Source organism: Treponema sp. HNW, assembly GCF_050320395.1.
In the GTDB taxonomy this organism is placed as follows: Bacteria; Spirochaetota; Spirochaetia; order Treponematales; family Treponemataceae; genus Treponema_C.
Genome location: NZ_CP144459.1, coordinates 343839 through 369005 on the forward strand (window position 1 = coordinate 343839; position 25167 = coordinate 369005).

General features: G+C 42.4%; 22 protein-coding genes. 14 read left to right on the forward strand and 8 right to left on the reverse strand.

The window, feature by feature from the left end; translation table 11 throughout:
- Positions 1-2: 2 nt before the first annotated feature.
- Genes V1L52_RS01580 through V1L52_RS01590 form a run of 3 tightly spaced genes read right to left on the reverse strand, consistent with a single transcriptional unit; the run spans position 3 to position 4117 of the window.
- Positions 3-1502 (reverse strand): hypothetical protein, encoded by a 1500-nt coding sequence (locus V1L52_RS01580; protein ID WP_428770546.1) that lies wholly within the window; start codon positions 1500-1502, stop codon positions 3-5.
- A 52-nt stretch (positions 1503-1554) separates the two neighbouring features.
- The gene (locus V1L52_RS01585) at positions 1555-2322 is read right to left on the reverse strand and encodes a response regulator (RefSeq protein WP_428770547.1); all 768 of its coding nucleotides are present in this window, start codon (positions 2320-2322) and stop codon (positions 1555-1557) included.
- Positions 2300-4117, reverse strand: a complete 1818-nt coding sequence (locus V1L52_RS01590) for a sensor histidine kinase (RefSeq protein ID WP_428770548.1) — start codon at positions 4115-4117, stop codon at positions 2300-2302. The genes V1L52_RS01585 and V1L52_RS01590 overlap by 23 nt, the downstream gene beginning before the upstream one ends.
- Before the next feature lie 148 nt (positions 4118-4265).
- Between V1L52_RS01590 and V1L52_RS01595 the strand changes: the two genes are divergently transcribed.
- The 4 genes from V1L52_RS01595 to V1L52_RS01610 all read left to right on the forward strand — a co-directional run bounded on the left by V1L52_RS01595 (position 4266) and on the right by V1L52_RS01610 (position 9421).
- Entirely contained in the window at positions 4266-5564 is a 1299-nt protein-coding gene (locus V1L52_RS01595; RefSeq protein ID WP_428770549.1) for an ABC transporter substrate-binding protein, read from the forward strand.
- Between the two features lie 122 nt (positions 5565-5686).
- Positions 5687-6568, forward strand: a complete 882-nt coding sequence (locus V1L52_RS01600) for a carbohydrate ABC transporter permease (RefSeq protein ID WP_428770550.1) — start codon at positions 5687-5689, stop codon at positions 6566-6568.
- Positions 6565-7401, forward strand: a complete 837-nt coding sequence (locus V1L52_RS01605; protein ID WP_428770551.1) for a carbohydrate ABC transporter permease — start codon at positions 6565-6567, stop codon at positions 7399-7401. Before V1L52_RS01600 ends, V1L52_RS01605 begins: the two co-directional genes overlap by 4 nt.
- Positions 7402-7420: 19 nt before the next feature.
- Positions 7421-9421, forward strand: a complete 2001-nt coding sequence (locus V1L52_RS01610) for an alpha-amylase family protein (RefSeq protein ID WP_428770552.1) — start codon at positions 7421-7423, stop codon at positions 9419-9421.
- A gap of 15 nt (positions 9422-9436) precedes the next feature.
- On the opposite strand, the gene V1L52_RS01615 is transcribed toward V1L52_RS01610, so the two are convergent.
- Complete coding sequence (locus V1L52_RS01615) at positions 9437-10378, reverse strand: 1-phosphofructokinase family hexose kinase (protein WP_428770553.1); 942 nt, start codon at positions 10376-10378, stop codon at positions 9437-9439.
- A gap of 150 nt (positions 10379-10528) precedes the next feature.
- Between V1L52_RS01615 and V1L52_RS01620 the strand changes: the two genes are divergently transcribed.
- The 7 genes from V1L52_RS01620 to V1L52_RS01650 all read left to right on the forward strand — a co-directional run bounded on the left by V1L52_RS01620 (position 10529) and on the right by V1L52_RS01650 (position 17717).
- Positions 10529-11011, forward strand: coding sequence for a DUF4867 family protein (locus V1L52_RS01620; protein ID WP_428770554.1), 483 nt, complete (start codon positions 10529-10531; stop codon positions 11009-11011).
- 23 nt (positions 11012-11034) lie between these two features.
- Positions 11035-11871 (forward strand): inositol monophosphatase family protein, encoded by an 837-nt coding sequence (locus V1L52_RS01625; RefSeq protein WP_428770555.1) that lies wholly within the window; start codon positions 11035-11037, stop codon positions 11869-11871.
- A 233-nt stretch (positions 11872-12104) separates the two neighbouring features.
- Entirely contained in the window at positions 12105-12722 is a 618-nt protein-coding gene (locus V1L52_RS01630; RefSeq protein WP_428770556.1) for a TetR/AcrR family transcriptional regulator, read from the forward strand.
- Positions 12723-12834: 112 nt separating this feature from the next.
- Positions 12835-13563 carry an ABC transporter ATP-binding protein gene (locus V1L52_RS01635; RefSeq protein WP_428770557.1) on the forward strand — a complete coding sequence of 243 codons (729 nt, stop codon included), beginning with the start codon at positions 12835-12837 and terminating at the stop codon, positions 13561-13563.
- Complete coding sequence (locus tag V1L52_RS01640) at positions 13538-15097, forward strand: hypothetical protein (RefSeq protein WP_428770558.1); 1560 nt, start codon at positions 13538-13540, stop codon at positions 15095-15097. The genes V1L52_RS01635 and V1L52_RS01640 overlap by 26 nt, the downstream gene beginning before the upstream one ends.
- Before the next feature lie 18 nt (positions 15098-15115).
- A complete protein-coding gene (locus V1L52_RS01645) occupies positions 15116-15334 on the forward strand; it encodes a DUF1648 domain-containing protein (protein WP_428770559.1) in 219 nt (72 codons plus the stop codon).
- A 421-nt stretch (positions 15335-15755) separates the two neighbouring features.
- Entirely contained in the window at positions 15756-17717 is a 1962-nt protein-coding gene (locus V1L52_RS01650; RefSeq protein ID WP_428770560.1) for a DEAD/DEAH box helicase, read from the forward strand.
- Between the two features lie 2 nt (positions 17718-17719).
- Here the strand turns inward: V1L52_RS01650 and V1L52_RS01655 are convergent, their stop codons facing one another.
- Positions 17720-18637 carry a hypothetical protein gene (locus V1L52_RS01655; RefSeq protein WP_428770561.1) on the reverse strand — a complete coding sequence of 306 codons (918 nt, stop codon included), beginning with the start codon at positions 18635-18637 and terminating at the stop codon, positions 17720-17722.
- A 74-nt stretch (positions 18638-18711) separates the two neighbouring features.
- Here V1L52_RS01655 and V1L52_RS01660 point away from each other — a divergent pair, with 74 nt between their 5' ends.
- A complete protein-coding gene (locus tag V1L52_RS01660) occupies positions 18712-20409 on the forward strand; it encodes a formate--tetrahydrofolate ligase (protein ID WP_428770562.1) in 1698 nt (565 codons plus the stop codon).
- 81 nt (positions 20410-20490) lie between these two features.
- Here the strand turns inward: V1L52_RS01660 and thrH are convergent, their stop codons facing one another.
- From thrH to V1L52_RS01675, 3 genes are all read right to left on the reverse strand, one after another.
- Positions 20491-21099: a bifunctional phosphoserine phosphatase/homoserine phosphotransferase ThrH gene (gene thrH / locus V1L52_RS01665; protein WP_428771846.1), complete on the reverse strand. Its 609-nt coding sequence runs from the start codon at positions 21097-21099 to the stop codon at positions 20491-20493.
- A gap of 12 nt (positions 21100-21111) precedes the next feature.
- Positions 21112-21684, reverse strand: a complete 573-nt coding sequence (locus V1L52_RS01670; RefSeq protein ID WP_428770563.1) for a nitroreductase family protein — start codon at positions 21682-21684, stop codon at positions 21112-21114.
- A gap of 73 nt (positions 21685-21757) precedes the next feature.
- Positions 21758-22582, reverse strand: coding sequence for a pirin family protein (locus V1L52_RS01675; protein ID WP_428770564.1), 825 nt, complete (start codon positions 22580-22582; stop codon positions 21758-21760).
- A gap of 302 nt (positions 22583-22884) precedes the next feature.
- Between V1L52_RS01675 and V1L52_RS01680 the strand changes: the two genes are divergently transcribed.
- Positions 22885-23904, forward strand: a complete 1020-nt coding sequence (locus V1L52_RS01680; protein ID WP_428770565.1) for a hypothetical protein — start codon at positions 22885-22887, stop codon at positions 23902-23904.
- A 44-nt stretch (positions 23905-23948) separates the two neighbouring features.
- Positions 23949-25025, forward strand: coding sequence for a KamA family radical SAM protein (locus tag V1L52_RS01685; protein WP_428770566.1), 1077 nt, complete (start codon positions 23949-23951; stop codon positions 25023-25025).
- Positions 25026-25167: the final 142 nt, after the last annotated feature.

The following is a 25167-nucleotide window of genomic DNA, read 5'->3' on the forward strand; positions in this document are numbered from 1 at the left end:
TTTTATCGTTCCTTATACTGTAAATTCGAAATAATCCAGCACAATTTTTTCCCCGTCTCATTTAAAGTACCGAAGGATTGGCTTATAGGAACCCAATCGTCATTCTGCGCGGTAAAATTCGGGAAAAAGCGGTTGTATGCACCGGGAACATAGAGGGATCCGGGATCGAATCCGGCGGGCTTTGCCTGTGCGTCACCCTGATAGATCCGTGAACTGAATACTTTACTTGTTTTGTGCGCCTCTTCTTCAAAAACCTCAAGTGTCCTTTTGCGATTAAAACGCATATCGTATAAAACCGTATTATTTTGAAAAAAGAGGGTAACCTTTTGGCGCTGTTCGGTAACCGTACCGGTATATACCGTACCGTTTATCGAAGCCGATACGGCCGTTTTAAGGGTTTCAACCGGTCCGTATATTTCCTTTATTTTGCCGAAATCATCCGCACCGATAAGCACAAGATCGACGTCTGCGAAATCGGTAAAGAGTAAACTGAGCCTTCCGGTTTCCCGAATAAAGCGTATCTCCAAATTATCGGGCCCCATTGCCGATGAGGCGACCGCATTTTCGAGAGCCCGCCTTACCCTCTGTTCGTCGGGGTAACGGCTGTTAAGGCCTGCAAAAACAACGGCAACCTTAATTGTAAGTTTTTTATTTATATCGGTAAGTTCCGGTGACGCCGAGCGGGGAATGATTTTCTCGGCTTGTATAAAGGCTTTTTTTGCTTCACGAAACGCAGTGTAGTTTTGCAGCCTCGCCTTGGCTCTGCCGTCGGCAAGGTATACGGATGCGGCTCTTTCTTTTACCGCAGCGCTTTTTTGGCGGCTGTCCTTATAATCTCTTATCCATGAGTCGGCTTCTGTGTAATACTCGGATGCTTTAACAAGCAAAGCGGGATTATCCGATGCGGCAAATTTTTCGGCTGCGGCATAGCAGAGTTCGGCACCGAGATTATTTATGTCCGCATCCAAGTGGCTTGAATATTTTTTTGCGCGCCGTAAATAGGGCAGAGCGTTTAATGCGGAGTCTGAAAAAGTCGAATGTGTTCCTCTTGAGGAACGGATAACCGAAAGGGCCTTTGCGTACAAAGCTTCCGTTGCTTTTTTGGGCGCTTCATTTTGAAGGTAATCGTAGTTTACCGTATCGAAACGCACCCCTTCTTTTTTTCCGATTAATTCCGGCCCGTAACGTTTTTTCAAAAGTTCGACGCGGCCGTAAAGCATGAGCCACTCGCCGATACCGTCCGCAATATCGGCATAGACAAGGGGGTCGGCTTCGGCCCGGCGGAGCATATCGGCTATAAAAATTTCGGCCTTGGACATTTCCGTTTTATATACTTTGATATAGGCATCGGATGTTTTTCCGTCCAATAAAAGAGATGCGGCGGACAGGGCGCGTTCTACCGGATTGCTGCCGCGCACCTGCATACTTGCACAGGAAAAAAAAACCGGTATGCTTATAAGTATGCATAGGATATACTTCAATCTGTGTATTGTAAGTTTCATGTATACAGTGTAACGAAAAAAAAGGATTTCGTATAGGTTGGAAAGAAAAATACTATCTTTCCTCCATCATTTCTTTATAGCGGCTTATTGAAATCCCTGTTTCTTTTTTAAATATTTTGCTTAAATACAGAGGGTCTTCTATACCGACCAAGGCTGCTATACTTTTTACGGAGATTGACGGATTTTTCTCAAGAAGCGTTTTTACTTTTTCTACCCGTGCCTGTGTTATAAACTGTGTAGGGGAAAGAGTTTTGTATTTTTTAAATATGCGGCTTATATAAGGTGCCGTATACTTAAATTCTTCGGCAAGCGATTGTTGATTTATATTTTCATGCAAATGATCAATGATATACTTTTCAATGTTATATACGAGTTTTTTGTTTGCATTTTCGCACTCTCCCGTTTGAAGTGAAAAATATTCACGCCGGCGGTTTTTGTATTCGGAAGATGCTGTTTCTCTTTCAAGAGCTTTTAAAAGACCGGAAAGTTCTTTTTCATCGACGGGTTTAAGCAAATAACGGAATACATTCAAATCGACCGCTTGCTTTGCATATTCGAATTCCTTATAGCTGGTTAAAATAATGCAGATAACCGGCAGCTGTCCGGAAACGATATATTCGATTACTTCCAAACCGGTAAGTACGGGCATCTGAATATCCGTAATGAGTACATCGGGAATTTCCCTGTTTAATTCGAGGAGAACCTGCTTGCCGTTTGTACAGCTTTGTGCAATGCAAAAATTCGGATTTAGTTGAGGTATAAGAGTGCTTATATCGCGTAAAATTAAGGGTTCGTCCTCAGCAACAAACACACGAATCATTCAGGCTGCCTCCGATATGTATTTCGGTTCCTCCAAAACGGCTTTTACGGATTTCAAAAAGAGCATTTGCTCCTGCAAACATTTTAAGCCGTACTCCGGTATTTATCAAGCCCATGCCGCCGATGCGCACTTCTCCTATGTGTTGTGCCGGATCTATAAGAAACTCGCTGATTGCGTAAAAAATCTCAAAATGTTTTTTTTCGTCGATGCCGCATCCGTTGTCGGCTATAATACAATGCCAGCTGTCATTTTCCATGTACACTTTTATATACAGCTTCCACGGCGGTTCGATTCTTTTAAATGCGTGGGAAAAACAGTTTTCAACCAGGGGCTGAATAATCAATCGGGGAACTTTGATTTTTTGTGTTTCAATATTGTTATCTATATCGATGCGTATATCGACTTGTTCTCCGAATCGTATGTGCATTAAAGAAAGATAGTGTTCGGTGTGTTCCAGTTCCTCATGCAGTGTAACGGTCTGTTCATTAAATACGGTAATGTACCGAAACATTGAAGATAATTCCGTACAAATTTTAATGACGGCCGTATGATTTTGTTCTCTGCTGCATGCACTGATAACTGCAAGCATGTTGTATAAAAAGTGCGGGTCTATTTGTGACTGCAATGCTATAAAATGAGCTTTTAACTCTTCCGTTTTTGCAATATTTTTTTGATGAACGGAATCCTGTAGTTTTTCAAATAAACGGTTAAAGGTCGATGATATAAAATCCGTTTCATCTTTTGATTGATCTTTTTCAGGTATCGGAAGTTCAGCTTGTATTGATGCCGTATCTTCTATTTTCTTTATTGCCCGTTCAAGCGGTTGAGTAATTTTTTTTGCACTTAAAAAACCTGCGGAAGCAAAAAAAGCCGTAAGCGCGAAGGTGAGCATAAAAAAAGTAAAACTTATATTACGGATATTTTTATGCAGAGTAAGTTTATTATCTATGAAAACCGTAGTCCAGCCGACGGATGAAGAACGGCTGTAAAAAATCAGGCTGTCTCTTTTTTTATTTTTTATTTCAAACATATCCGTTTCCACGTTTTGTAAGCCGATTTTATTTATAATATCCGCATAAAATTCCTGAACCTCATTATTTTCGGTATATACGGGCAAACCGTCTTTATTAAAAATACATTTTTGAAAATCGGCCGCCCCTGCACTGTTTAGGATTTTAGTTATTTCTTCAAAGGGGACCTGTATTTCGGCATATCCCGTTTTTTCAAAACTGTGCAAGTCGGTAACGGCCCGAAAAATACTTATAATCGAACGCTCTCTGTTTTTACTCCAATAATCGGCATGAGGTAAAGAGATGTTGATTGTATCGATAGATTTTATGTTGGGTTCTATATCGGTTTTGAAAAATCCGGATACAAAATTTTCTTTGACAATATCTACATTGTCGGGTATTCCGAAAGAAAAATATTTTCCGTCTTGGTTATAAATACTTGCTCTCAGGGGCGGCCGTGAGGCGGGCAGGGCAATGGTTATAAAGGTTCTGTCCAAATCACTTTGTTCTGCTGTAGTAAGTCGGTCATAACTTATATCGTGCGATAAAAAACGTGCAATAACGGGATTGCTTACGCAAAACAAGGCAGTTCTATCCAAATCCAATAAAAGAGCTTCGGTTTGCTGCATGGTGCGCAGGACGATATCTTTAACCGAATCGGTGTATTTTGTCGTCAGCATTTGGACGGCATACCGGTAAAAAAAGATAAAACTTAAGTTGACGGCGGCAACAAAAAGAGAAAGATAGAGAATGAATATTTTAGAGCGCAATCTTATCTTTTTCATTTATAATAAAGTATACAATACCGGAAAAAAATAATAAATATATGAAAAATACATTTTTTGCATATTTTGAGTTATTTTTTACATTCCATTCTACGAAATTCGGAGTACACTATATATAATCTATAACTACAATGATACAGGAGGCTGTATGAAAAAAATTGTAATGACATGCATGGTATGCTGTATGGCTTTTGCGGTTTTATTTGCCGCGGGAGGAAAAGAAGAAGGAAAAGAGAAAAAAAAGAACGTTGAATTATCTCTTATGATTCCGCAGGGCAGCTGGCGTGATGTATATACGGATATGGCTGCCGCTATAAAAGAAGATACGGGATATTCCGTTGAATTTCAGGTTATTCCCGATGATCAGTTTTATCCGCTTATGCAGACAAAACTTGCTACCGGCGAAGTCCCCGATATTATTAAACATAATATCCCCACAAATAATACGGAATTGAATGCAAACAACACGATGGTCGATTTGACCAATGAACCCTGGGCTTCCCGTCTGGTAAACCCGAATCTTTTAAAAGACCCTCAAAGCGGAAAAATCTTTGCCCTTCCCATAGAGTCTTCCAGCTTTTTCGGCGGTATTTATTACAACAAAAAAGTATTCAAAGAACTCGGTATTTCGGAGAAACAGCCTGCAACATGGGAAGAATTTTTGAATGTACTGCGGAAAATTAAAAAGAGCGGAAAAGGAATTATTCCCGTTGCTTCTTCCGAAAAAGACAGTTGGACAACACAGGTCTTTACCACACTCGGATTTCCTGTTGCGGTTGCAAAAAAGCCTGAAGTGTGGAATAAGCTGCTTATCAATAAACTCAAGTGGAGCGATGTTCCCGAATTCAAAATGATTCTTGACCGCTACAATATGATATTTAAAGAAGGACTGGTCAACTCGGACAATCTTTCTTTTACATATGACATGGCAAAAGAAGCTGTTGCTACGGGAAAAGCCGCAATGATGATGAACGGAGAATGGGTTGTAGTCGATATGATGGCAAAATGGCCCGGAGTTGAAATCGGTTATTGGAATATTCCGTTCACAGACAGTTATGATATTATCGCAACCGGAAGCTATGTCGGCGGCTTTTTTGTTCCGAAAAAAGGAAACGCTCAGGAAGCTGTCAAATTCCTTAATATCTGGTCACAGCCGAAATATCAAAATATGTATTTTGCCGCACATCCCGGTTTTCCCGGTTTAAATGGTGTGGACGGCGGAAAAGTTCCCGAATGTGTGCAGCACGTTGTTGATACGTATATCAAAACAGGTAAATACGTATATGAAATGAATGCGATGGTGAACGTTGCTTCTCCGATTTTACCTGAATTGTGGAAGTACTATGTTGAAATGTCTGCCGGAATCAAAACTCCCGCGGAAGTTTTAAAGGCATGGGATACTTTATACAGCGATTATATGAAATCCAGAAAGGAACCCGGATTTTAATCGGATAAAAAGGAGCTAAGGATCCGATAAGCGATAGTTCTATATTGTATCGGTGATGTGCCGGGTAAATGTTCCGTTTCCGGCACATCTGTTATTTTATAAACATTTGTCAGGAGACGACTATGCAAAAAAGGCGTATTGATTCTTTGTATCCGGATTACTTTGCTTTTCCGGCACTGTTTGTTTATTCGATTTTTTTTACCGTTCCGATCCTCGCAGCTTTTTTATTGTCATTTACCGATTGGCATATTATGCGTTTATTTTCTCCGCATTTTATAGGCATTGAAAATTTTATTTATTTATTTAAAGATACCAATTTTATTTTGGCGTTGAAAAATACGTTTATCTTTGCTTTCTTTACGATGGTATTTAAAGTATTATTCGGTCTGCTTTTAGCGCTTGCCCTCGTACAACCCTTAAAAACAAAAAATATTCTGCGTACTGTCTTTTATATGCCTGCGGTACTCAGCATTGTTATTGCGGGTGTTTTGTTCCAGGCCTTATTTAAAAGCAACGGATTTTTGAATGCCTTTTTAACAGCAATCGGTTTAAGCTCTTGGGCAACCGATTGGATTGGAAACCCTAAAACGGCACTTTTTACTACCATTGTTGTTGAGATTTGGCGTTGGAGCGGTTTTACCATGGCGATTTTAATTGCGGGACTTCAAAATATTTCACACGATTATTATGAGTCGGCACAAATAGACGGAACTTCGGCATGGCAGCGGTTTTTATTTATCACGCTGCCCCTCTTGCGTCCTGCGTTGACTATTACGATTGTTATGCACACAATCGGGGGGCTGAAAGTTTTTGAGCAGGTTTTTGTTATTACCGCAGGAGGCCCCGGATTTGCGTCTCAGGTTTTGGGAACCTATATTTTTACCGCCTTTGCTCAAGGCCGTTTAGGACGTTCCACGGCAATGGGACTGATTTTATTTCTCCTTGTATTTGCCGTTTCATACACCGTTAATAAGCTTTTAAAACGAAAGGAGGCTGATATATGAAATTCCGATTAATGCAAAAAAAACATATTTCCATGCTTATATTGGAAATATGTATGATTTTATTATCGCTGCTTATCATTGTTCCGCTTTTAATTATGATTTTCGGTTCTTTGAAAACTCCTGCGAGAGCTGCCCGTTTTTCTTTGGAGTTTCCGGTTGAAATGCTTTTTTCAAACTACACCTATGTAATAAAAAAAGCGAATATATTCCGTGCAGCAATGAACAGCATTATCGTAACGTTTTGTGCCGTTTCGGTTTGTGTTTTTTGCTCCGCCTTGGTGTCGTTTTTGGCGGCACGGAAGCGCAGCTCTTTTACCCGATTTTTAAATACCTATTTTTTGGCGGGACTGATTGCTCCGGTACAAATTATAACAACCTTCGGATTGCTCCATGTATTACGGCTCAACGGTACATATCTGGGTGTTATATTGGTATTCAGCGCGATACAAATGTCTTGGGGTGTGTTTATGTTTACCGGATTTATAGAAACCGTACCGAAAGAATTGGACGAGGCAGCCTTTATCGACGGCTATCCTCCCCTGCGGGTATTTTTTTCGATAATTTTACCGCTTCTTAAACCGATAACGGTAACCACCGTAGTTATGCTCGCTATTTTTATTTGGAACGATTTTCAAATTCCCCTTTACTTTTTTAACACCGCAAAAAGCTGGACACTTCCGCTTACGGTATATAATTTTTTCGGAAGATACTTTAATTATTGGAATTATGTGTTTGCAAACCTTGTATTGGTAGCCCTGCCCGTTACTGTTTTATATTTATTCGGTCAAAAATACGTCATTGACGGAATGACCGCCGGAGCTGTAAAGGGCTGAACACTATTTAGGAGTTATTATGTTGGCGTTTAGGCAAGTTCACTTGGACTTTCATACTTCCGGTTTAATACCGGCAATCGGAGAAAAATTCGATAAAAACCGGTTTCAGGCTGCTTTAAAAGCGGGATATGTAAATTCGATTACCGTTTTTTCAAAATGCCATCACGGATGGTCGTATCATCCGACAAAGGTTAATGAAATGCATCCGCATTTAAAATTCGATTTATTACGGGAACAGCTTGATGCCTGTAAAGAAATAGGTGTACGTGCTCCCGTGTATATTTCCGCCGGTTTGGATGAAAAAGAAGCGGTACGGCATCCCGAATGGCTGTTTCGAAAGGCCGATGAATCTCTGAGCTGGGCGGAAGATTTTACGGGAACGCCCTGTTTTCATGTGCTGTGTTTTAATACCGGCTATATGGACTTGCTTGAAAAACAAATAGAAGAGGTTATGCAGCAATACAATCCCTGCGGTATTTTTTTGGACATAGTGTCTATACAGCCCTGTTATTGCGCTTCCTGCCGTAACGAAATTTTAAGCAGAGGAAAGGATCCGCGCGATTATAAAACCGCTATGGAGCAGGCTGAACTTGTTTATAAACGCTATACAAAACGGGTTGAAACCGTCGTCCGTAAATACAGTAAAACCTGTACAATCTTTCATAACGGCGGTCATATTCCCAAAGGACGGCGGGACATGGTAAAAAACAACAGCCACTTGGAAGTTGAAAGTTTGCCGACCGGCGGCTGGGGGTACGATCACTTTCCGCTTTCCGCCTCTTATGTTATGTCTCTCGGAAAAGAGTATTTGGGTATGACGGGAAAATTTCACAGTACCTGGGGAGAATTCGGCGGTTTTAAGCATCCGAATGCCCTGCGCTATGAAACGGCCCTCTCTCTTGCATACGGTGCAAAATGTTCGGTCGGCGACCAGCTGCATCCTTCGGGACTTATGAATGACGATACGTATAAACTTATCGGAGAAGCATACCGCGAAGTTGAGGTAAAAGAAGTATGGTGCGAAGAAGCGGTGAATATTGCCGATATAGGAGTGATCAGTCAGGAAGCGGCAGGTACGGATATTGCAAATAGAGATACCGTATATAACGGTGATATCGGTGCAAACAGAGTTCTTATGGAAGGAAAATATCTGTATCATTTTTTGGATACGGAAAGCGATTTTTTACCGTATAAAGTCATTATTTTACCCGATACAATACGGCTTAACGAAAAGCTGCAAAAAAAACTTCAAGCTTATCTTGCTACGGGCGGAAAAATTCTTGCGTCGGGACAAAGCGGTCTCGGATCGGATAACGACGCTTTTGTTCTTGACTTTTCGGCCGAGTATAAAGGCGAGACGGAAAACCGTCCCGATTATGTGATTGCGGACGCACGGTTCGGGATAGGAACGAGCGCCCATGTTATGTATACGCAGGGTTTTAAAATAAAACGCTTACAGGGAGGTTCGCCCTTACGCCGCCAAAAATCTTACTTTAACCGCGACACCTATGCGTTTTGTTCACATCAGCATACGCCGAACGATGACAGGGCTCCTTTGGAAGATGCTTCGGTTTTTACGGACAGCACCGTCTATATAGCATGGAATATCTTTTCGGATTACGGAAAAACCGGTTCTCTGCATCATAAAAAAATCCTTATGTATGCACTCGATTATTTACTCGGAAAAGAAAAAACAATAAAAACTTCTTTACCCGATAAAGCGGTTGTAACCGTAACCGAACAAAAAAAGCGCAAGCGCTACATAGTGCACAACCTTTTTGCACATACGACAAATAGGGGTACATTTTCGGCCGATACACAGGGAACGCGGAATATTGAAGTGATAGAGGACATTGTACCGCTGCATAATATCAAAACGGAAGTTTGTCTTCCGCACCGCATAAAGCGGGCTTTGCTTGAGCCGCAGCACATTGAAATCCCCTTTGAGTATGAGGGAGAGCATTTGCGTTTTAGCGTTCCTCAAGTGGAATGTCATCAAATGGTTGTGCTTGAGTATTGAGCGGCACGGGACTCTTTATTCATACAGTGTTCCGACTTTTTCGCATTCGGCATTGCGGGCGGCGCACCACGTTCCCTTTGCAAGAGCCGCTTGAATATCAGGCTTGCCCGAATTTTCTGCGGCGGTTTTTAAGTATTCATATAAAAAGCCTGAAGAAAAAGAATCTCCGCAGCCGATGGTATTTACGGCTTGTACCTTTTCAGTCGGAACTTCAAAGGCCTCGCCGCGAAATGCCCCTATTGTACTGTCGCCGCCCCGCGTTATAACGATGCAGTTGTTTAACTCGCGGCTTTTATCGGCAACAACCCGCATAAGTTCCGCCGTATCGGTAATCTCCGTTTTACAAAAGGTACCGCAAAATTCCTTCGCGTTTATTTTTATAATATCAGGAGTGCATACTTTCAATACGGAAAGCAGCTCTTTCCCCCAAAAATCGACAAGGATGACTACTCCCGTATCGCACGCGCTTTTACATACGCGGACCTTAAAGTCTTCCGGCCATATTTTGGGCGTTGTTCCCGCAAATAAAAGGGCATCGCTTTTTTTTAAAGCCTTTTGCAGTTCAGACCACAGCTGTTTTTCGGCCTTTACGATTAACTCCGTATCTTTTTTTTCCGTGTAAGCCGGCTCGTCCATAACCAATTCCGTTACGCGGCCGTTTTCTCTTTCCAAAAGGGTACAGCATTCGCGTACTCTGCCGGGAACGGGTATTATTGAAGCTTCCAATCCGTCCGCTTTGGCAAGCATAACAAACTCGTCCATATTTTCCATACCGGCAGGACAGATAAGGAAGGCACAATGTTCTTCCAGTTGATTGAGAACCCGCGCCGCATTAACCGCTTTTCCGGATGCATCGAGCCGATAATGAACAGAACGGTTTACTTCCTCCATATTAATCCGCTCAAAAACGGCGGTACGCTGAACGGTTGTACTCATACACAGTGTTGTTATGCGCATTGTTTTTACCTCTTATCCTCACTGTATCTTATCGGCCCTGAAAAGGCAAGCACTGCGGACTACAAAGTCTTGATAAAAAAAGCATAAAGTTTTATAAAGGAAGCTGATGAATACAAACGCATACCTCACATAATTATAAGGAGTAATACGATGCGAAAAATTAAGGCTCAAAAATTGACCGCGGAAAACTTCAGTGTATACGGAAGTTTTACGGACCTTTTTAATCCTGAAGGTCATTCTTTGGGAGATTTTTATCCGGACAGACTGCTTGAACCGGCTAAAACCTCGCTTCCCATGGCTTTTTCTCCTTTAATAGTGCGCAAACCCGAACGTATGTTGATTCACACGGTCGAGTATCACAATTACACCGGCGAGGTTTTGCTGCCGCTGGACACGGATGTGGTGATTCATGTTGCGCCTGTCGGCAATACTTTGATTCCGGAAAAAACGGAAGCCTTTATTGTACCTAAGGGGACAATCGTACGGTTTAATACGGGAGTGTATCATTATTGTCCCTATTCAATCGAAAAGGATGAGGGCCGCGTTTTAATCGTGCTGCCCGAACGGACTTATATGAACGACTGCTGCGTCTTTGAATACGAAGAAAAAGACCGTATGGAGATTGTTCTGTAAAATATATTAAAAACGGAAAGAATATGAATATCGATTTATTTGACTCTTTAATGGCAGAGGTAAAAGACTGCGGTTCCTTTGCCAAAGAAACGCAAAAAAATATAAGACGCGATTTTAAATCGGATAATTCCGTTGTAACGGCAACCGATATCGCAATAGCCGAGCGTCTGATTGCAAAAATACAATCTCTGTTTCCGGATTGTAATATAATCAACGAAGAAATACAGGGGGCGGCATTTGATGAGCGGGCGCCTTATACCTTTATCTTTGACCCTATTGACGGAACCGACTCGTACAGTCAAGGCCTGCCCTCATGGTGTATCGGCGTCGGTATATTGGATAGAGAAAGAGAGGCCGCCGGGAGCATTGTCTATGCTCCGCGCTTCGGTAACTCCTGTGATGAGCTGTTTATGTGGACCGCTCCCGAAAGCGATACGGTATATTTAAACGGAACGGAGTTCAGCATTGACCCCGATATTATGCGGCAAAAAGACATGCCCAAGCAGATTACAACCGGCTCGGATCTTTTAACTCAAATCGATATGCAGCCGATTATTCGGCAGCTTAAAGAGTCTTCCGTCGATTTTAAATTCAGGGCATTCGGCTCATCGCTTATTCATATTGTATCGGCCCTCGTATTTTGCGGAATCGACGCCTGCATCGACCCTTCCTGCTATGTGTGGGATATAGCCCCCGCCCATGCCCTCGTAAAAAAATGCGGACTTGACTACCAATATTGTACGGGACAAGAATTCCGCTATGACGATTCTCTTTTACTGCAGCGGAAAAAATTTCCCGAACCTCTTATTGTCGGGACAAAAAAGGGCAGGGACTTTTTGATTTCGAGGATAAGAGGGTAGAGGGGGGGACGAATGCGGAATCATTTGAGACGTCTTCTATTGAAAATAAAATCTTAAAATATTGCACCCGCTGTAACAAGCTGTAGACGGATACGGAGATGTGCGGACAATAATTCCACAAAGTATCCGTTTTTGTTACGAAAGACGACATAGGTTCTTCTATCGATTAATAAGTGAAAATTATGATTGACAAATTGTCAGTTTTATGATACCCTTTAAATAGGAAGTACAAAATGAGAGATGTAAAAGAACCTGAAATACGGCGTGCCGAGATTATGAATGCGGCAATGCTGCTTTTTATGGAGAAAGGATATACTAACACAACAACTCAGGATATAGTCGATAAAGTAAATATATCAAGAGGATTGTTATATTATCACTTTAAGAATAAAGAGGATATCTTATATTGTCTTGTAGAACAATATTCAGATAAACTATTGAAAGACATTTATAGTATTGCTTATGATAAGAACAAAACTGCAATAGAGAAAATCAGAGCATTTATGAATGCCACCATTATATCTTCGGAAAATATTTCAGCAGAGGGTACAGTATTACAAAAAACAGTTGACCTTAAAGAAAATCAATATATGATAGATAAGTTATCCCATAAGCTTGTTGAAAAACTGACAATATATTTTGAAAAGATAATAAATCAAGGGATATCAGAAAAAGTTTTTTTTGTAAAATATCCGTTGGAAACAGCAGAATTTCTTATGACAGCTTATGTTTTTGTTTCAAATAACATAAGCATAAGATATCTAAAGAAAGAACCTGTTAATGACTACTTAAACGCATTTAAGATAATGCTTGAACAGAACTTAAATACGAAAAAGCTCTTTAGTAATTAAAAAAAAGAATAGAATGTTTGCAAGGAGAATAATATGCCGATAGCTGCTGCTACACAAGCTATCGGTTTTATTTTAAAGAATAACTGACAAATTGTCAATGGAGGCGGAAATTATGTTAGAGATAAAGAATTTTAGTAAATTCTATGGGAACAAAAAGGCTGTGGAAGACCTATCCGTTTCAGTACAGTCCGGAGATATTTATGGATTCATTGGTGCAAATGGAGCCGGAAAAACTACAACGATAAAAGCGGTAGTTGGGATTCATGATTTTGAAAATGGAAGTATAACGATTGACGGGTATTCCATTAAAGAGGAGCCTGTTATTTGTAAAAAAATGACGGCATACATTCCGGATAATCCGGATTTATATGAACATCTGACGGGATTTCAGTATATCAATTTTATTGCGGATTTATTTGAAGTTTCTACTGAGATACGCAGAGAAAGAATTCAGAGATACGGCGATTTATTTGAAATGACGAAACATCTTTCGGGAATGATATCTTCGTATTCACATGGCATGAAGCAAAGAACGGCGATTATTTCTGCACTGGTGCATTCTCCAAAGTTACTAATTTTAGATGAACCTTTTGTTGGACTTGATCCGAAAGCAACTTTTCTACTAAAGAAAATAATGCACGAATGCGTATCAGATGGAGGAGCTATTTTCTTTTCAACACATGTATTGGATGTTGCAGAAAAATTATGTAATAAAATTGCAATTATAAAAACCGGAAAGTTAATTGCGAGCGGAAATACAGAAGAAGTCAAAGGAAATAAATCTTTGGAGACTTTTTTCATGGAGGTGCAGGATAATGAGCAAAATTTGGATACTAATTAAAGCACAATTGATGAATTTTTTTCCGATCAACGAAATGAGAGAGCCGGGAAATAAAAAACAAAGTTCAATTGTTATTGCAAGTTTTGGAATAATAACTCTTGCCATATTTTTCTTTGTTTATAATATCATAGCAGCTAAAACATTGGTACAAGCGGGACAGCAGGAATTGATACCGGCATATATGGTGTCGGTATCAAGCTTTGCAATATTATTTTTGACAATATTTTATTCGAATGGGATTTTATTTGGCAGTCGTGATATGGAAAATCTTTTGTCATTGCCTGTAAAAAGTTCGGATATTATAAGCAGCAAGTTTATGTTTATGTATTTATTGAATTTTTTAATAGGATTGATGTTTATGCTTCCGGGAGGAATTGTTTGGGTGTTAAACGGAAGTTTAAATGTATTACAGATTATATTGTATTTTACTTCCATAATTTTTATTCCGTTGATACCGATGTGTATAGCAGCATGTATGGGAATCATTATTGTTGTTGCTTCATCTTTCTTTAAGAGAAAAAATGTTATTACATTAATCTTTTCATTTGCGATGATAGGGATAATTGGATATATTGCAGTGTCAGCCATGAAATCAGGTAATGAAAATAGTATTGGGATTATGCTTTCTAAGCAAATTACAGGATTGTACCCGCTATCTAAGCTATTTATGGAATACTATAATTTTCCAATGCACATTGGAGTAGGGTTATTTATTGTTCTCTCAATAGTACTTTTTTATATATTTGCCAAAATGGTTTCATTGAAGTATGGATTACTTAATACTCTTGCTAAAACAACAACAAGATATTCCGACAACAAAAATTCTAATAGTAGAACATCGGTATTTTTTGCCCTATATAAAAAAGAAATGGGACGATTTCTAAACTCATATATGGCAGTGTTGAATGCAGGTCTTGGTGTAATGCTTTTATGTGTTTTCAGTATATTTTTCCTTTTTAACTCTTTACAACAAATAGGGGAATATTCGGGAATCGAAAATATTAATGAATATCTTTCAAATTTTGCTCCGATGTGTATTGCTTCAATGTTTTTACTTAGTTGTCCGGCAGCATTTTCCATATCTTTAGAAGGTAAAAATGTTTGGATTTTGCAAAGTTCTCCTATTCGGGTAAAAACGATTTTAAATTCTAAGATTGCGGTAAATCTTACAATTCATTTAATCGGATACATGATTTCCGTATTTGTATTTACACTGAAACTCAACATGAGCCCAATTCAAATGATTAACCTAATAATTGTTCCTATATGCTATTCCGTTTTTATAACAGTGATAGGAATTTCTTTGAATAAAAAATTTCCCAACTTTGAATGGGAAAGCGAGATGATGGTAGTAAAACAGAGCCTTCCTGTTATTGTGTCCGGGGTTATCGGAATAATTGCACTCATTACGCCAATTCTTCTTCATTGGTTTTTAAATCTTCCGATAACGCCTGTTTTTCAAATAATATCAGTTACTTTACTTGTTATTGCAAGTGAAGTTTATATAAAAATAGGTAAATCAAATTTTATTTAGTTCAAGGAGAGAAATTGTATGAAAGATGGACTGTTAAAAGATGTCTTGGTGTTGGCGGTAATGATGGTTGTAATATTTATTATTTGCTTATTTCTCCCGGAGAAAATTCCTGTTCATTTCAATGCAAAAGGAACCCCTGATATGTTTGCTAATAAATATTATCTTCTATTTGCCACAGTCGTTCCGTATTCTGCATACTGGAAATTTGTACGAGGAAGGAAAAATAAAAACGAATGAAAATATATCCATATTTACAAATTGCATCAGTGTTAAGAGCGACTATTTTAAGAGGAGATTATGCTCCGGGACAACGTATATCTTCCATAAGAGTATTAATATAAAAAATATACTGACCGGGCATATTTTTTTGTACCAAACCGCACTCTTTTCAAGAATATGTCAATAAATGCTTGACTCTTTGCCGGTTTTGAAGTATATTTAAATTACATGCACGTCTGAGAGCCGTATTCGGAATTTTCCTGAAAAGCAGAGTTTTGAAAAAATCGGGTTGGTGTTATAACACAATCGTTGTGTTAAGGTTTGTCTGAAAATTTCAGTGTTCGGACAGCTCAAAAACAGCCCCCGGTTTTCGGAGTTCCCGCCAAAGATAAGGCGGAGGGTTACACGGCCGAAAGGACTTGCTTAAAGGAAACGAAATATGGAAACCATCTCTTTTGAGGACTTGGGTCTTGATGAGTTGACCCTCGCCGCCGTGGGAGCCAAGGGCTTTGAATCCCCGACACCCATTCAGATTTTAGCGATTCCGCGTTTATTAAACGGGGATGCCAATGTGATTGCAAAGGCGCGTACCGGAACGGGAAAAACGGCTGCCTTCGGTCTTCCTTTGGTACAGACAATCCGCGAAGATAAGGGGCGCGTTCAAGCTTTGGTCTTAACCCCGACGCGCGAACTTGCCCTGCAAGTGTGTAAAGAAATCGAGTCTTTTACCAAAGACGGCTTTCCCCGTCTTACCCCCGTATACGGCGGCCAATTTATGGGTGAGCAGCGGCGCGCATTACGAAACGGCTGCGAAATCGTCGTCGGAACGCCCGGGCGCATAAAAGACCACATCGAGCGCGGGTCTTTAAAACTTGAACACATCGATTACTTTGTTTTGGACGAAGCCGACGAAATGCTCGATATGGGCTTTATCGAAGACATTGAATTTATATTTTCAAAGGCAAACCCCGAAAGCCGTATTTTGCTGTTTTCGGCCACCATGCCGCCTCCTATTTTGAAAATAGCGGCCGCCTTTATGGGCGATTACGAAATCGTCGAAGAAGAAACGGGACCGGAAGAGCCGCTTTTAACCGAGCAAATCTACTGGTTTGTGCGTGAAAGCGAAAAAATCGAAGCCCTTGTGCGGATGATTGATAGTTCGCCCGATTTTTACGGTTTGGTGTTTACGCAGACAAAGGCGGATGCCGATTCGGTTTCCAAACTTTTGGATGAGCGCGGCTATGAAGCTGCCGCATTGCACGGGGATATTCCCCAAGCTCAGCGGGAAAAGATTTTATCCCGCTTTCGGTCAAAGAAAACAAGAATCCTCGTTGCAACCGATGTTGCCGCGAGGGGAATTGATATCGAAGGGCTTACTCACGTTGTAAATTACGCGCTGCCTTTTGACGGCCCCACCTACGTTCACCGCATAGGACGCACGGGACGGGCAGGCGCAAAAGGATTGGCCTTTACATTGGTGAAACCTGAAGAACGGCGCAGACTGGAATTTTTAAAACAGTCCGTGCGAAAGGCGATAAAGGGCGAAATGCGTGAAGCATCCGTTCCTTCCGTCCGTGAAGTGCTGAACGCAAAACGCCTTCGCCTCTTTACCGAATTAAAAGAATCGAAAGCAGTGCAGGCCGTTCCTCAAACCCCGGAGGCGTTTCCGCAAGAACGGGAGCAGCCCCTGCCCTCTACGGAAGCCGAAATCGCCGGAGAAGACACCTTCGCTGCCGAGAATGCCGGTGATAACGTAACCGGCAAAGCCGCCGCTTCTGCGATAAATTTTAAAAGATGTCCTGCAGATAAACTCTTTGCCGCAATGGCGCAGGATTTATGTACAAACCGCAATGCCGAAGATGTGCTTGCCGCCGTTTTGGAAAACGTGCTGGGTGCCGAATTGGACCCTGAGCGTTACGGAACGGTAACGGCGTACAAACCTCCGGTACGGGGAAGTGCAACACGCGGAACTGCCGCACGCGGGGGCAAATTTTCCGGCGGAAAATCGGTATCCGCAGGTGCATTCGGCGGACGCTCGGATCAAATACGGCTTTATGTCGGTTTGGGCCGAAAAGACGGCTTTAACGCGCGCGAAATAGCCGAATATTTCAGCGGTTTGTTGAATATTCCGCAGCGTCTGGTTGACCGTATAGACGTAAGTGCCGCCTTTTCCTTGGTGAGCCTGCCCGTACAGGCAGGCCGCGATGCCTTGGAACGCTCCCGCCGAGATAAGACTTTGCCTCATATGCATATCGACGTAAAAGAAGGCGGCTTTGCCGAAGATGACGGTTTTTCAAAAAAACGCGGTGCTAAAGGTTCTTCGTTTAAACGCGGCAAAAACGCGCCCTTTTACGAAAAAAACGCCGCCTCCCTTTATAAAAAGGGCAGTGTTGCTAAATAAGGTTAATACACAATCGGTGTAAAGTTACTCAGCCAATGTTTAACGGGAACCGTCCAGTCGTCTTCGCTGCAGCCTTCCAAAAGAAGGCGCTCAAACATAAAATTAATATGGGCGTGCAGTGCTTTTTTATCTTTTTCGCTTATATCCTGAACATCGGTAAAAAGGCTGTTGATAATTTCTACTCCTTGACTTATCGTAAAACTTCCTTTTAGTAAAGAAAGCATCATATACAAGGCTGCGGGAATGCAGTTTACACTGTGCTGCTTTATATACAAAATACTTTCGATAATTTTACGCGCCCCTTCGCGCAATTCTTCGCCGTATACCCTGCATTCCTCTTCACTGAAGCCAAGTTCTTTAAAAGCCTGTTCGTAATATGTACGTGTAAGAACAACAACCGCTACGTGCAAACTCGGTATGCACAATAAATGCGGGTCAAGCCGGCGAATCATACGAAGTGCTTTACCGTCCCTGCCTTTTTTATATGAGGGCCGCGCTGTTGTGGTCATGCGGAAGCGGTATATATAAGCCGCCTCTCTGTATACCGTTTCAATCAAATATATGAATTGCGTACAATAGGGGAGAGCTTTTTTTATACCGACCCGTTTAAATAACAAAGTCATAGGCCGTATCCAAAAATGCGTAAAATCCAAATAAGCCGTAACCTTTGACGGATCAAACGGAATAAGTCTGTCCAGGGGATGATCTATGTGTATAACGGGAATTTCCTTAAAGCCGAATTTAACCGAAAACTGGAGACCGAAAAAATCAAAGAGCACGGTTCGCAAAAACAAACGTAAAGCATGCGCGCTTTTTTTTCTAAACGGTATAATACAACAAGGAAGCAAAACTCCGAAGGAAGAAAGAGGCCGTATGGAAGGGTGTTGTTTTTTATGTGCGATGTTTTCGGCCTGTGCCATATTTTATATTTTAACCGAAAAAATAAGAATGAACAAGGCTTCCATAAAAGTCGGTTCTGTTTTATACTGATTGTATGCTTTCGGATATTGAAATTGCACACTCCCGGACAATGGAGAACGTTCACGAGCTTGCGCAAAAACTCGGTTTACAAGCCGCCGACTATGAATTATACGGAACCTATAAGGCAAAAATCAGTCTGAATACGATGTACCGCCTTATGGAAACCCCTGCAAAAAAACGCGGCAAACTTATTTTGGTAAGCGCCCTTACGCCGACCGCCGCAGGAGAAGGAAAATCCACCGTATCCATCGCTCTTGCCGACGGGCTGCGGAAAATCGGTAAAAAAGCCGTGCTTGCACTGCGGGAACCTTCACTCGGCCCCTGTTTCGGCATCAAAGGCGGTGCCTGCGGCGGAGGCTATGCGCAAATCGTTCCGATGGAGGATATAAACCTCCATTTTACGGGCGACATACACGCCGTATCCGCCGCCAATAATTTGATTGCGGCTCTCATCGACAATCATATTCAGCAGGGAAACGCTCTGAACCTCGATCCGCGCAGTATTTCATGGCGGCGCTGTCTTGATTTGAACGACCGCACATTGCGCAATGTCCTGATAGGACTCGGCGGTACTGCCGACGGCGTTCCGCGTGAAGAGCATTTCGATATTGCCGTTGCAAGCGAAATTATGGCTATTCTCTGCCTTTCAAAATCGATTGACGAATTAAAAAACAGGCTGGGCAATATTTTTATCGGAAAAACCTATGCCAAAGAACCCGTGTATTTAAAACAGCTCGGTGCGGAAGGAGCCGCCGCAGCCCTTCTTAAAGACGCACTTCGTCCCAATCTGGTGCAAACGCTTGAACATACGCCCGCCTTTGTGCACGGCGGCCCCTTTGCAAATATAGCTCACGGCTGCAACAGTATAAATGCAACCCTGTGCGCCCTTGCCTTAGGCGATTACACCGTTACGGAAGCCGGCTTTGCCGCCGACTTGGGTGCTGAAAAATTTATGGATATAAAATGCAGGCTTGCCGGAATTGCGCCCGATGCCGCCGTTATCGTTGCGACGGTGCGCGCTCTTAAAATGCACGGCGGCGTATCCAAAGCAGACTTGGAAAAACCGAATCCGGCCGCAATGCTGAACGGCTTTGAAAACCTGCGCGTTCACATAGAAAATATGAGCTCTTTCGGCGTTCCCGTCGTCGTTGCGGTAAACCGCTTTTCAGGCGATACGGAGGAAGAACTGCAAGCTTTGTTTGGTGCGTGCCGCTCTCTTACGGTGTGCGGAAAAGACGGGACTCCCGCAGTTCTTTGTGAAGGCTGGGCTAAGGGCGGAGACGGAGCGGCAGACCTTGCCCGCACCGTTGCTGCTTTGTGCGATTCCGCATCCGCGCGTTTTACGCCCCTCTATAAATCCGAAGATTCTTTTACGGACAAAATAGAAAAAATTGCACGGAACATATACCGCGCATCAAGGGTAGAGTTTTCGCCCGCCGCTTTAAAAAAGATAAAAGAATATACTGCCGCAGGCTGGGCACATCTTCCCGTCTGCATTGCAAAGACGCAGAATTCAATCAGCCACGATAAAAATCTTTTGGGCGCCCCTTCAGGCTATGTGTTTCCGGTACGCGACGTATTGCTTAAAAGCGGGGCGGGTTTTTTGACGGTGCTTGCAGGAGACATGATGACCATGCCCGGCTTACCTAAAATACCGGCCGCCTGTTCCATAGATGTGGACAACGACGGGCATATTTCGGGTCTTTTTTAAGACGCGGCAGGCGGCACACCCGAAATCCGGCAGCAAGCTGCACGTTTTTCCGGTGTACCGGATTTTACAAGCCCGCCGTTTTTAAGCTTGGGCAAGCGTTTCGCTTATCGCCTTTAATAAATCGCCGTATTCGCTGAAAGCCGGGATTGCGGGATTTTCGGCAATAATGTGTTCCGGAGCGCGGAACAAAAAGCCCTTTCGGCTTTGCTTTATCATCGCAAGGTCGTTAAACGAATCTCCTGCGGCAATCGTGTCGAACCCGATTGACTGCAAAGCGCAGACTGCATGATACTTTCCGTTTTGTTGGCGCAGTTTATAGCCGCTTATCATACCGTCCGAATCGACAATCAATTCGTTGCAAAAAATAAGGGGCATACCCAGCTTTTTCATAAGCGGAAGCGAAAACTGCGTAAAGGTATCGGATAAAATAATAACCTGACAGCGTGTTCTCAGCTCATCCAAAAAATCCTTTGCCCCCGGCATCGGATCGATTTGAGCGATTACATCCTGAATCGCGCTCAAACCGAGTTTATGCTCTTTTAAAATATCCAAACGCTTGTGCATAAGCACATCGTAATCGCTTATATCGCGCGTGGTAAGCCGCAATTCCTTTATACCGGTTTTTTCGGCAAAGGCAATCCATATTTCGGGAACCAAAACTCCTTCCAAATCAAGACAGGTTACATACATAGGCACAAACCGCTATATTATAATTTTTACTCTTGTGTCGATATTTTCTTTTTCTTTCGGTTCGGGTTCGCTTCCGATTCCGCCGAAAGGCATTTGGGCAAGCAGTATATATTCTGCGGGGACGGAAAAAAGCTCTTTTACCTTTTCGTCGATAACCGGATTATAGTGCTGCAATGAAGCTCCGATTCCCTTTTCACGCAAAGCTGTCCAAACGGCAAGCTGAAGCATTCCGTTTGCCTGATTTGCCCATACCGGAAAATTTGCCGCATAGGCTGCAAATTTTTCCTGCAGTGCTTTTACCGTTTTTTCATCGTAAAAGAAGAGAACGGTACCGGCTCCCGCCTTAAAAGAATCGATTTTTTCCCGCGGGACTTTTCCGTTAAAAACCTCATATATCGAGTCCCAAAGCAAATCATGCTTTTCACCGAATACCGTAACAAGCCTGGCGCTTTTCATATTAAAGGCATCGGGTACCGCTTCCGTTACTTTTTTTATTACGGAACCGACCTCATCGATTGCAATCGGCAGTTTTTTTGTAATGTTATAATAGCTTCTGCGCTTTTCCAAAGACTGTATAAATTCCATATAGTTCTCCTTATATCACTGTATAACCGCAGGTTATACTCAAATTTTCTATTTACGATATGCTCGTAAGCCGCTATTGTATAAAATTTCCGTTTTCCAAATCCGCAAAGGCTTGCTGTAATTCCGCTTTTGTGTTCATAACTATAGGGCCGCCCCATGCAATCGGCTGGTGCAATGCCGTTGAGCCGATAAACAACACTTTTGCCGTTTTGTCTGCGGCCTTTACGGTAACGGAATCGCCTTCGCTTAATTTTACCGCGGTTTTTTCTTTTACCCGTTCACCGTTTACAAAAACGTCGGAAAGAAGGGTAAACAGCATAACGGAATCCTCATATGCCGTATCAAGCGTCAGTTCCGCATCCGCATTGAGCGTAATATCGTAGTAATTGAGCGGCAGGTATTTGCTTTGAAATCCCTTGTGTTCTTTATAAGTGCCGGCAAGAAGCCGTATATAGCCGCCTGTAAAAGGAATTTCTTTTATTTCCGCATTTTTTATACTGCGGTATTCGGGCGGTACCATTTTTTTGTCCGCCGGCAAATTAAGCCACAGCTGCACCCCCAAAAGCCGTTCGCTTGCAGGCAGTTTTTCTTCGTGAAGGATGCCCCTGCCGGCTGTCATCCATTGTACTTCACCGTCTGCAACCGTATCTTCAAAACCGAGGCTGTCTTTGTGCTTCATTTTTCCCTTGTATACATAGCTGACGGTTTCAATACCCCGATGCGGATGCATGGGAAAACCCGCCGTATAATCGTCGGGATTTGTACTGTCGAACGAATCGAGCATTAAAATCGGATCAAAATCGCTTGTCGTACCGTGTCCCAATACACGGACTAAATTGACTCCCGCTCCGTCTTGTGCGGGAAATCCGGTAACCGATGTTTTTATTTTTCTTTCCATAAATATATTCCTTTTTTGTAGTGTATACATAAAATACAAAATTCCCGTATTTTAGTCAAATCGATAAAACATCTGAAAAGATGTTTTTGAAGAACCTGCTTCGCTACTAGAATAAAAGCCGTTTTTACGGGATAATGGCGGTTAAGGATGTAAGCTGAACAGCGTACGGCCGGCGCGGCTTTCAGCTTGCCGAGTTTGCTTATTGCAAACTTGTATATTATATGTACGTTCTCACTTCGCTGCGAACGTGCGTAAAAAGTCAATCGAAAGCGACACTTTTTTTGACTTTTATGGGAGACAGTATGAAAAAGACACTACTTGTATGTTTGGCGGTTTTCGCTTTATTCGGCATCGTATATGCCGAAAGTGCCGAGGAAAAAAGTCCCTGGGATTTTTCGGTTACAACGGATTTTGCCTATTATCCCAAAAGCGCGTATAAAAGCGGAACTTCGGGAAAGGCTCATTTTGCGCCGATGACCGGTATTTACAGCGGTTTGGAGTTCCGTGTAACGGGAACCGCCGGTTATACGATTCCCGTTCCCTTCGGAGAAAATGCGCTTGTAAAAGACAACAAACTTCGTTTTTACGCGGATTTTGAATTAAGTCCCGTATCTATTGCTCCCGCTTTGGGAATAAGCTTTACACCTATTGCCTTTTTAAACTTTTCGGCCGGAACGTCTATCGGCGCCGCGTGGGATTTTATCGGCATTCAGGGTCTTGCAAAATGGAATCCGCTTAAATACGATGATACATTAAAAAAATACGGTTCGTATGAAAGTCTTCCCTTTAAGAGCGCACGCTGGGATGCATGGTTTCAGGGTGCCTTTATGTTCGACCTTGCCGCCGTTGTACCGGGAGATTGGAATCACGTGATTACTTATAATTCCTACAAGGTGATGTACCGCGGCATTACGTCGGGCGGCGAAAACGGCAATCCTTGGCTGTATCAGGGAAGCGGTGAAAAAATCAACGGCTGGCAGTATGGAGCAAACTTTATTATCGGATACCAAATGCCGCTTGTACCCGTATTGGACACCGTCGCCGTTCAAACGGAGCTTGACGGCCAGTTTAACGGAAAAAAAGATTTTGCCGAACAATATCATCATATGAATCCCGGTTTTATGAAAATTGCGGTAAGTCCCGTGTTTGTTTTTAAATTTTCCGAAAAAGATGCGCTTACAACCCAGTTCCAATTTTCAAGCCGCCGCCGGTTTGCAAAAGAATATACAAAATCAAAAGAAATGTTCATTGAAGATTTGGGCTTTACCGGCCGCGAATGGTATTTTAGCCGCATCGCGCTCAGCTACAAGCACAGTTTTTAACGTAGCTCCCGGTTTTTAACTTATATTGTAATTTATAATATATAATGATTGAACAAATCAGTCCCCACTGGCGTTCCGTCATGGAACGCCTTGAGGCGGCTCTTGAGCACGCCCTTTTTAAATCCCCGCAGGATTCGAAGCCGGGGCAGGCATTGAACGCCTTACGGAAACAACTTGCCGTCTCGAACAAAGAAAACATTGTGTTGCCCTATGAAAACGATGATCCTCTCGGTTCGACCCTTTACAGTGTACACGCGGAATGCGATAAAAATACCGAACATAAAAACGGGCAGTACAAAAACCGCATTATTCATCAATATAAAAACCGCTGCCTTTTTGTAACAACGGGGCGCTGTTTTGCCCGCTGCCGTTATTGCTTTCGCCGCAACAGTTCCGCCCTCGATTATCCGTTTGCCTCCGCTGCGCAAATAGATGAACTTTGTGCATATATCGGGGCGCACAGTGAAGTTCGGGAAGTGCTTTTATCGGGCGGCGACCCTTTGACCGGCTCCGATACGCAGCTTGAAGCTTTATTGGGCGCTTTACGCTCTTGCCGAGCCGATTTGCTCATCCGCGTATGTACGCGTGCCCCCGTATTTGCGCCCGAACGCTTTACGCCGCGCCTGCTTGCCTTACTAAAAGCTTATAAACCGCTGTGGCTTATTCCTCATATAAACCATGCCGCCGAATTTTCTCCCGATTTTGCCCCCGAAGCCCATGCTGCCCTATCCGCACTTGCGGAAAACGGAATACCGATGCAAAGTCAAACGGTACTTTTGCGTGGCATTAACGACAACCTCAGTGTGCTTAGCGATTTGTTTACCGAATTAACCTTACTCGGTATAAAGCCGGGCTATCTTTTTCAGGGCGATTTGGCTCCGGGAACCTCTCATTTTCGCGTTCCGATTGATGAAGGTTTACGGCTCTACGACAAACTGCGCAATGAATTATCAGGGCTTTCCCTTCCCGTATATGCGGTCGATATTCCCGGAGGCGGCGGAAAGTTTAATTTGCTCCGATTGCAAAACGATTGTTTTGAGATTCAAGTTCAAAAAGACGCAAACAACTATATTTTTAAAGATGACCGGGGCTTGTGCCGTACCTATCCTGTTGAATCATAAAAGTCTACAAAAATAGACATTGCATCTGTCTACAAAAGTAGACAGGGATTTTACTCCTCTTATCGAAAGATGTAAATCATTGTTATATAATAAAATAAATTTTTTTTCGTCGCTTCTGTAGTTGGCACGATTCTTGCTCGGA

Coding starts and splice junctions, on each gene's coding strand:
- thrH (WP_428771846.1), bottom strand. CDS start 21,099: ATGTATGTAACCTGTCTTGATTTGGAAGGAGTTTTGGTTCCCGAAATA.
- V1L52_RS01595 (WP_428770549.1), top strand. CDS start 4,266: ATGAAAAAAATTGTAATGACATGCATGGTATGCTGTATGGCTTTTGCG.
- V1L52_RS01610 (WP_428770552.1), top strand. CDS start 7,421: ATGTTGGCGTTTAGGCAAGTTCACTTGGACTTTCATACTTCCGGTTTA.
- V1L52_RS01670 (WP_428770563.1), bottom strand. CDS start 21,684: ATGGAATTTATACAGTCTTTGGAAAAGCGCAGAAGCTATTATAACATT.
- V1L52_RS01640 (WP_428770558.1), top strand. CDS start 13,538: ATGAGCAAAATTTGGATACTAATTAAAGCACAATTGATGAATTTTTTT.
- V1L52_RS01620 (WP_428770554.1), top strand. CDS start 10,529: ATGCGAAAAATTAAGGCTCAAAAATTGACCGCGGAAAACTTCAGTGTA.
- V1L52_RS01645 (WP_428770559.1), top strand. CDS start 15,116: ATGAAAGATGGACTGTTAAAAGATGTCTTGGTGTTGGCGGTAATGATG.
- V1L52_RS01600 (WP_428770550.1), top strand. CDS start 5,687: ATGCAAAAAAGGCGTATTGATTCTTTGTATCCGGATTACTTTGCTTTT.
- V1L52_RS01675 (WP_428770564.1), bottom strand. CDS start 22,582: ATGGAAAGAAAAATAAAAACATCGGTTACCGGATTTCCCGCACAAGAC.
- V1L52_RS01630 (WP_428770556.1), top strand. CDS start 12,105: ATGAGAGATGTAAAAGAACCTGAAATACGGCGTGCCGAGATTATGAAT.
- V1L52_RS01615 (WP_428770553.1), bottom strand. CDS start 10,378: ATGCGCATAACAACACTGTGTATGAGTACAACCGTTCAGCGTACCGCC.
- V1L52_RS01660 (WP_428770562.1), top strand. CDS start 18,712: ATGCTTTCGGATATTGAAATTGCACACTCCCGGACAATGGAGAACGTT.
- V1L52_RS01680 (WP_428770565.1), top strand. CDS start 22,885: ATGAAAAAGACACTACTTGTATGTTTGGCGGTTTTCGCTTTATTCGGC.
- V1L52_RS01585 (WP_428770547.1), bottom strand. CDS start 2,322: ATGATTCGTGTGTTTGTTGCTGAGGACGAACCCTTAATTTTACGCGAT.
- V1L52_RS01685 (WP_428770566.1), top strand. CDS start 23,949: ATGATTGAACAAATCAGTCCCCACTGGCGTTCCGTCATGGAACGCCTT.
- V1L52_RS01655 (WP_428770561.1), bottom strand. CDS start 18,637: ATGGCACAGGCCGAAAACATCGCACATAAAAAACAACACCCTTCCATA.
- V1L52_RS01605 (WP_428770551.1), top strand. CDS start 6,565: ATGAAATTCCGATTAATGCAAAAAAAACATATTTCCATGCTTATATTG.
- V1L52_RS01635 (WP_428770557.1), top strand. CDS start 12,835: ATGTTAGAGATAAAGAATTTTAGTAAATTCTATGGGAACAAAAAGGCT.
- V1L52_RS01590 (WP_428770548.1), bottom strand. CDS start 4,117: ATGAAAAAGATAAGATTGCGCTCTAAAATATTCATTCTCTATCTTTCT.
- V1L52_RS01650 (WP_428770560.1), top strand. CDS start 15,756: ATGGAAACCATCTCTTTTGAGGACTTGGGTCTTGATGAGTTGACCCTC.
- V1L52_RS01625 (WP_428770555.1), top strand. CDS start 11,035: ATGAATATCGATTTATTTGACTCTTTAATGGCAGAGGTAAAAGACTGC.
- V1L52_RS01580 (WP_428770546.1), bottom strand. CDS start 1,502: ATGAAACTTACAATACACAGATTGAAGTATATCCTATGCATACTTATA.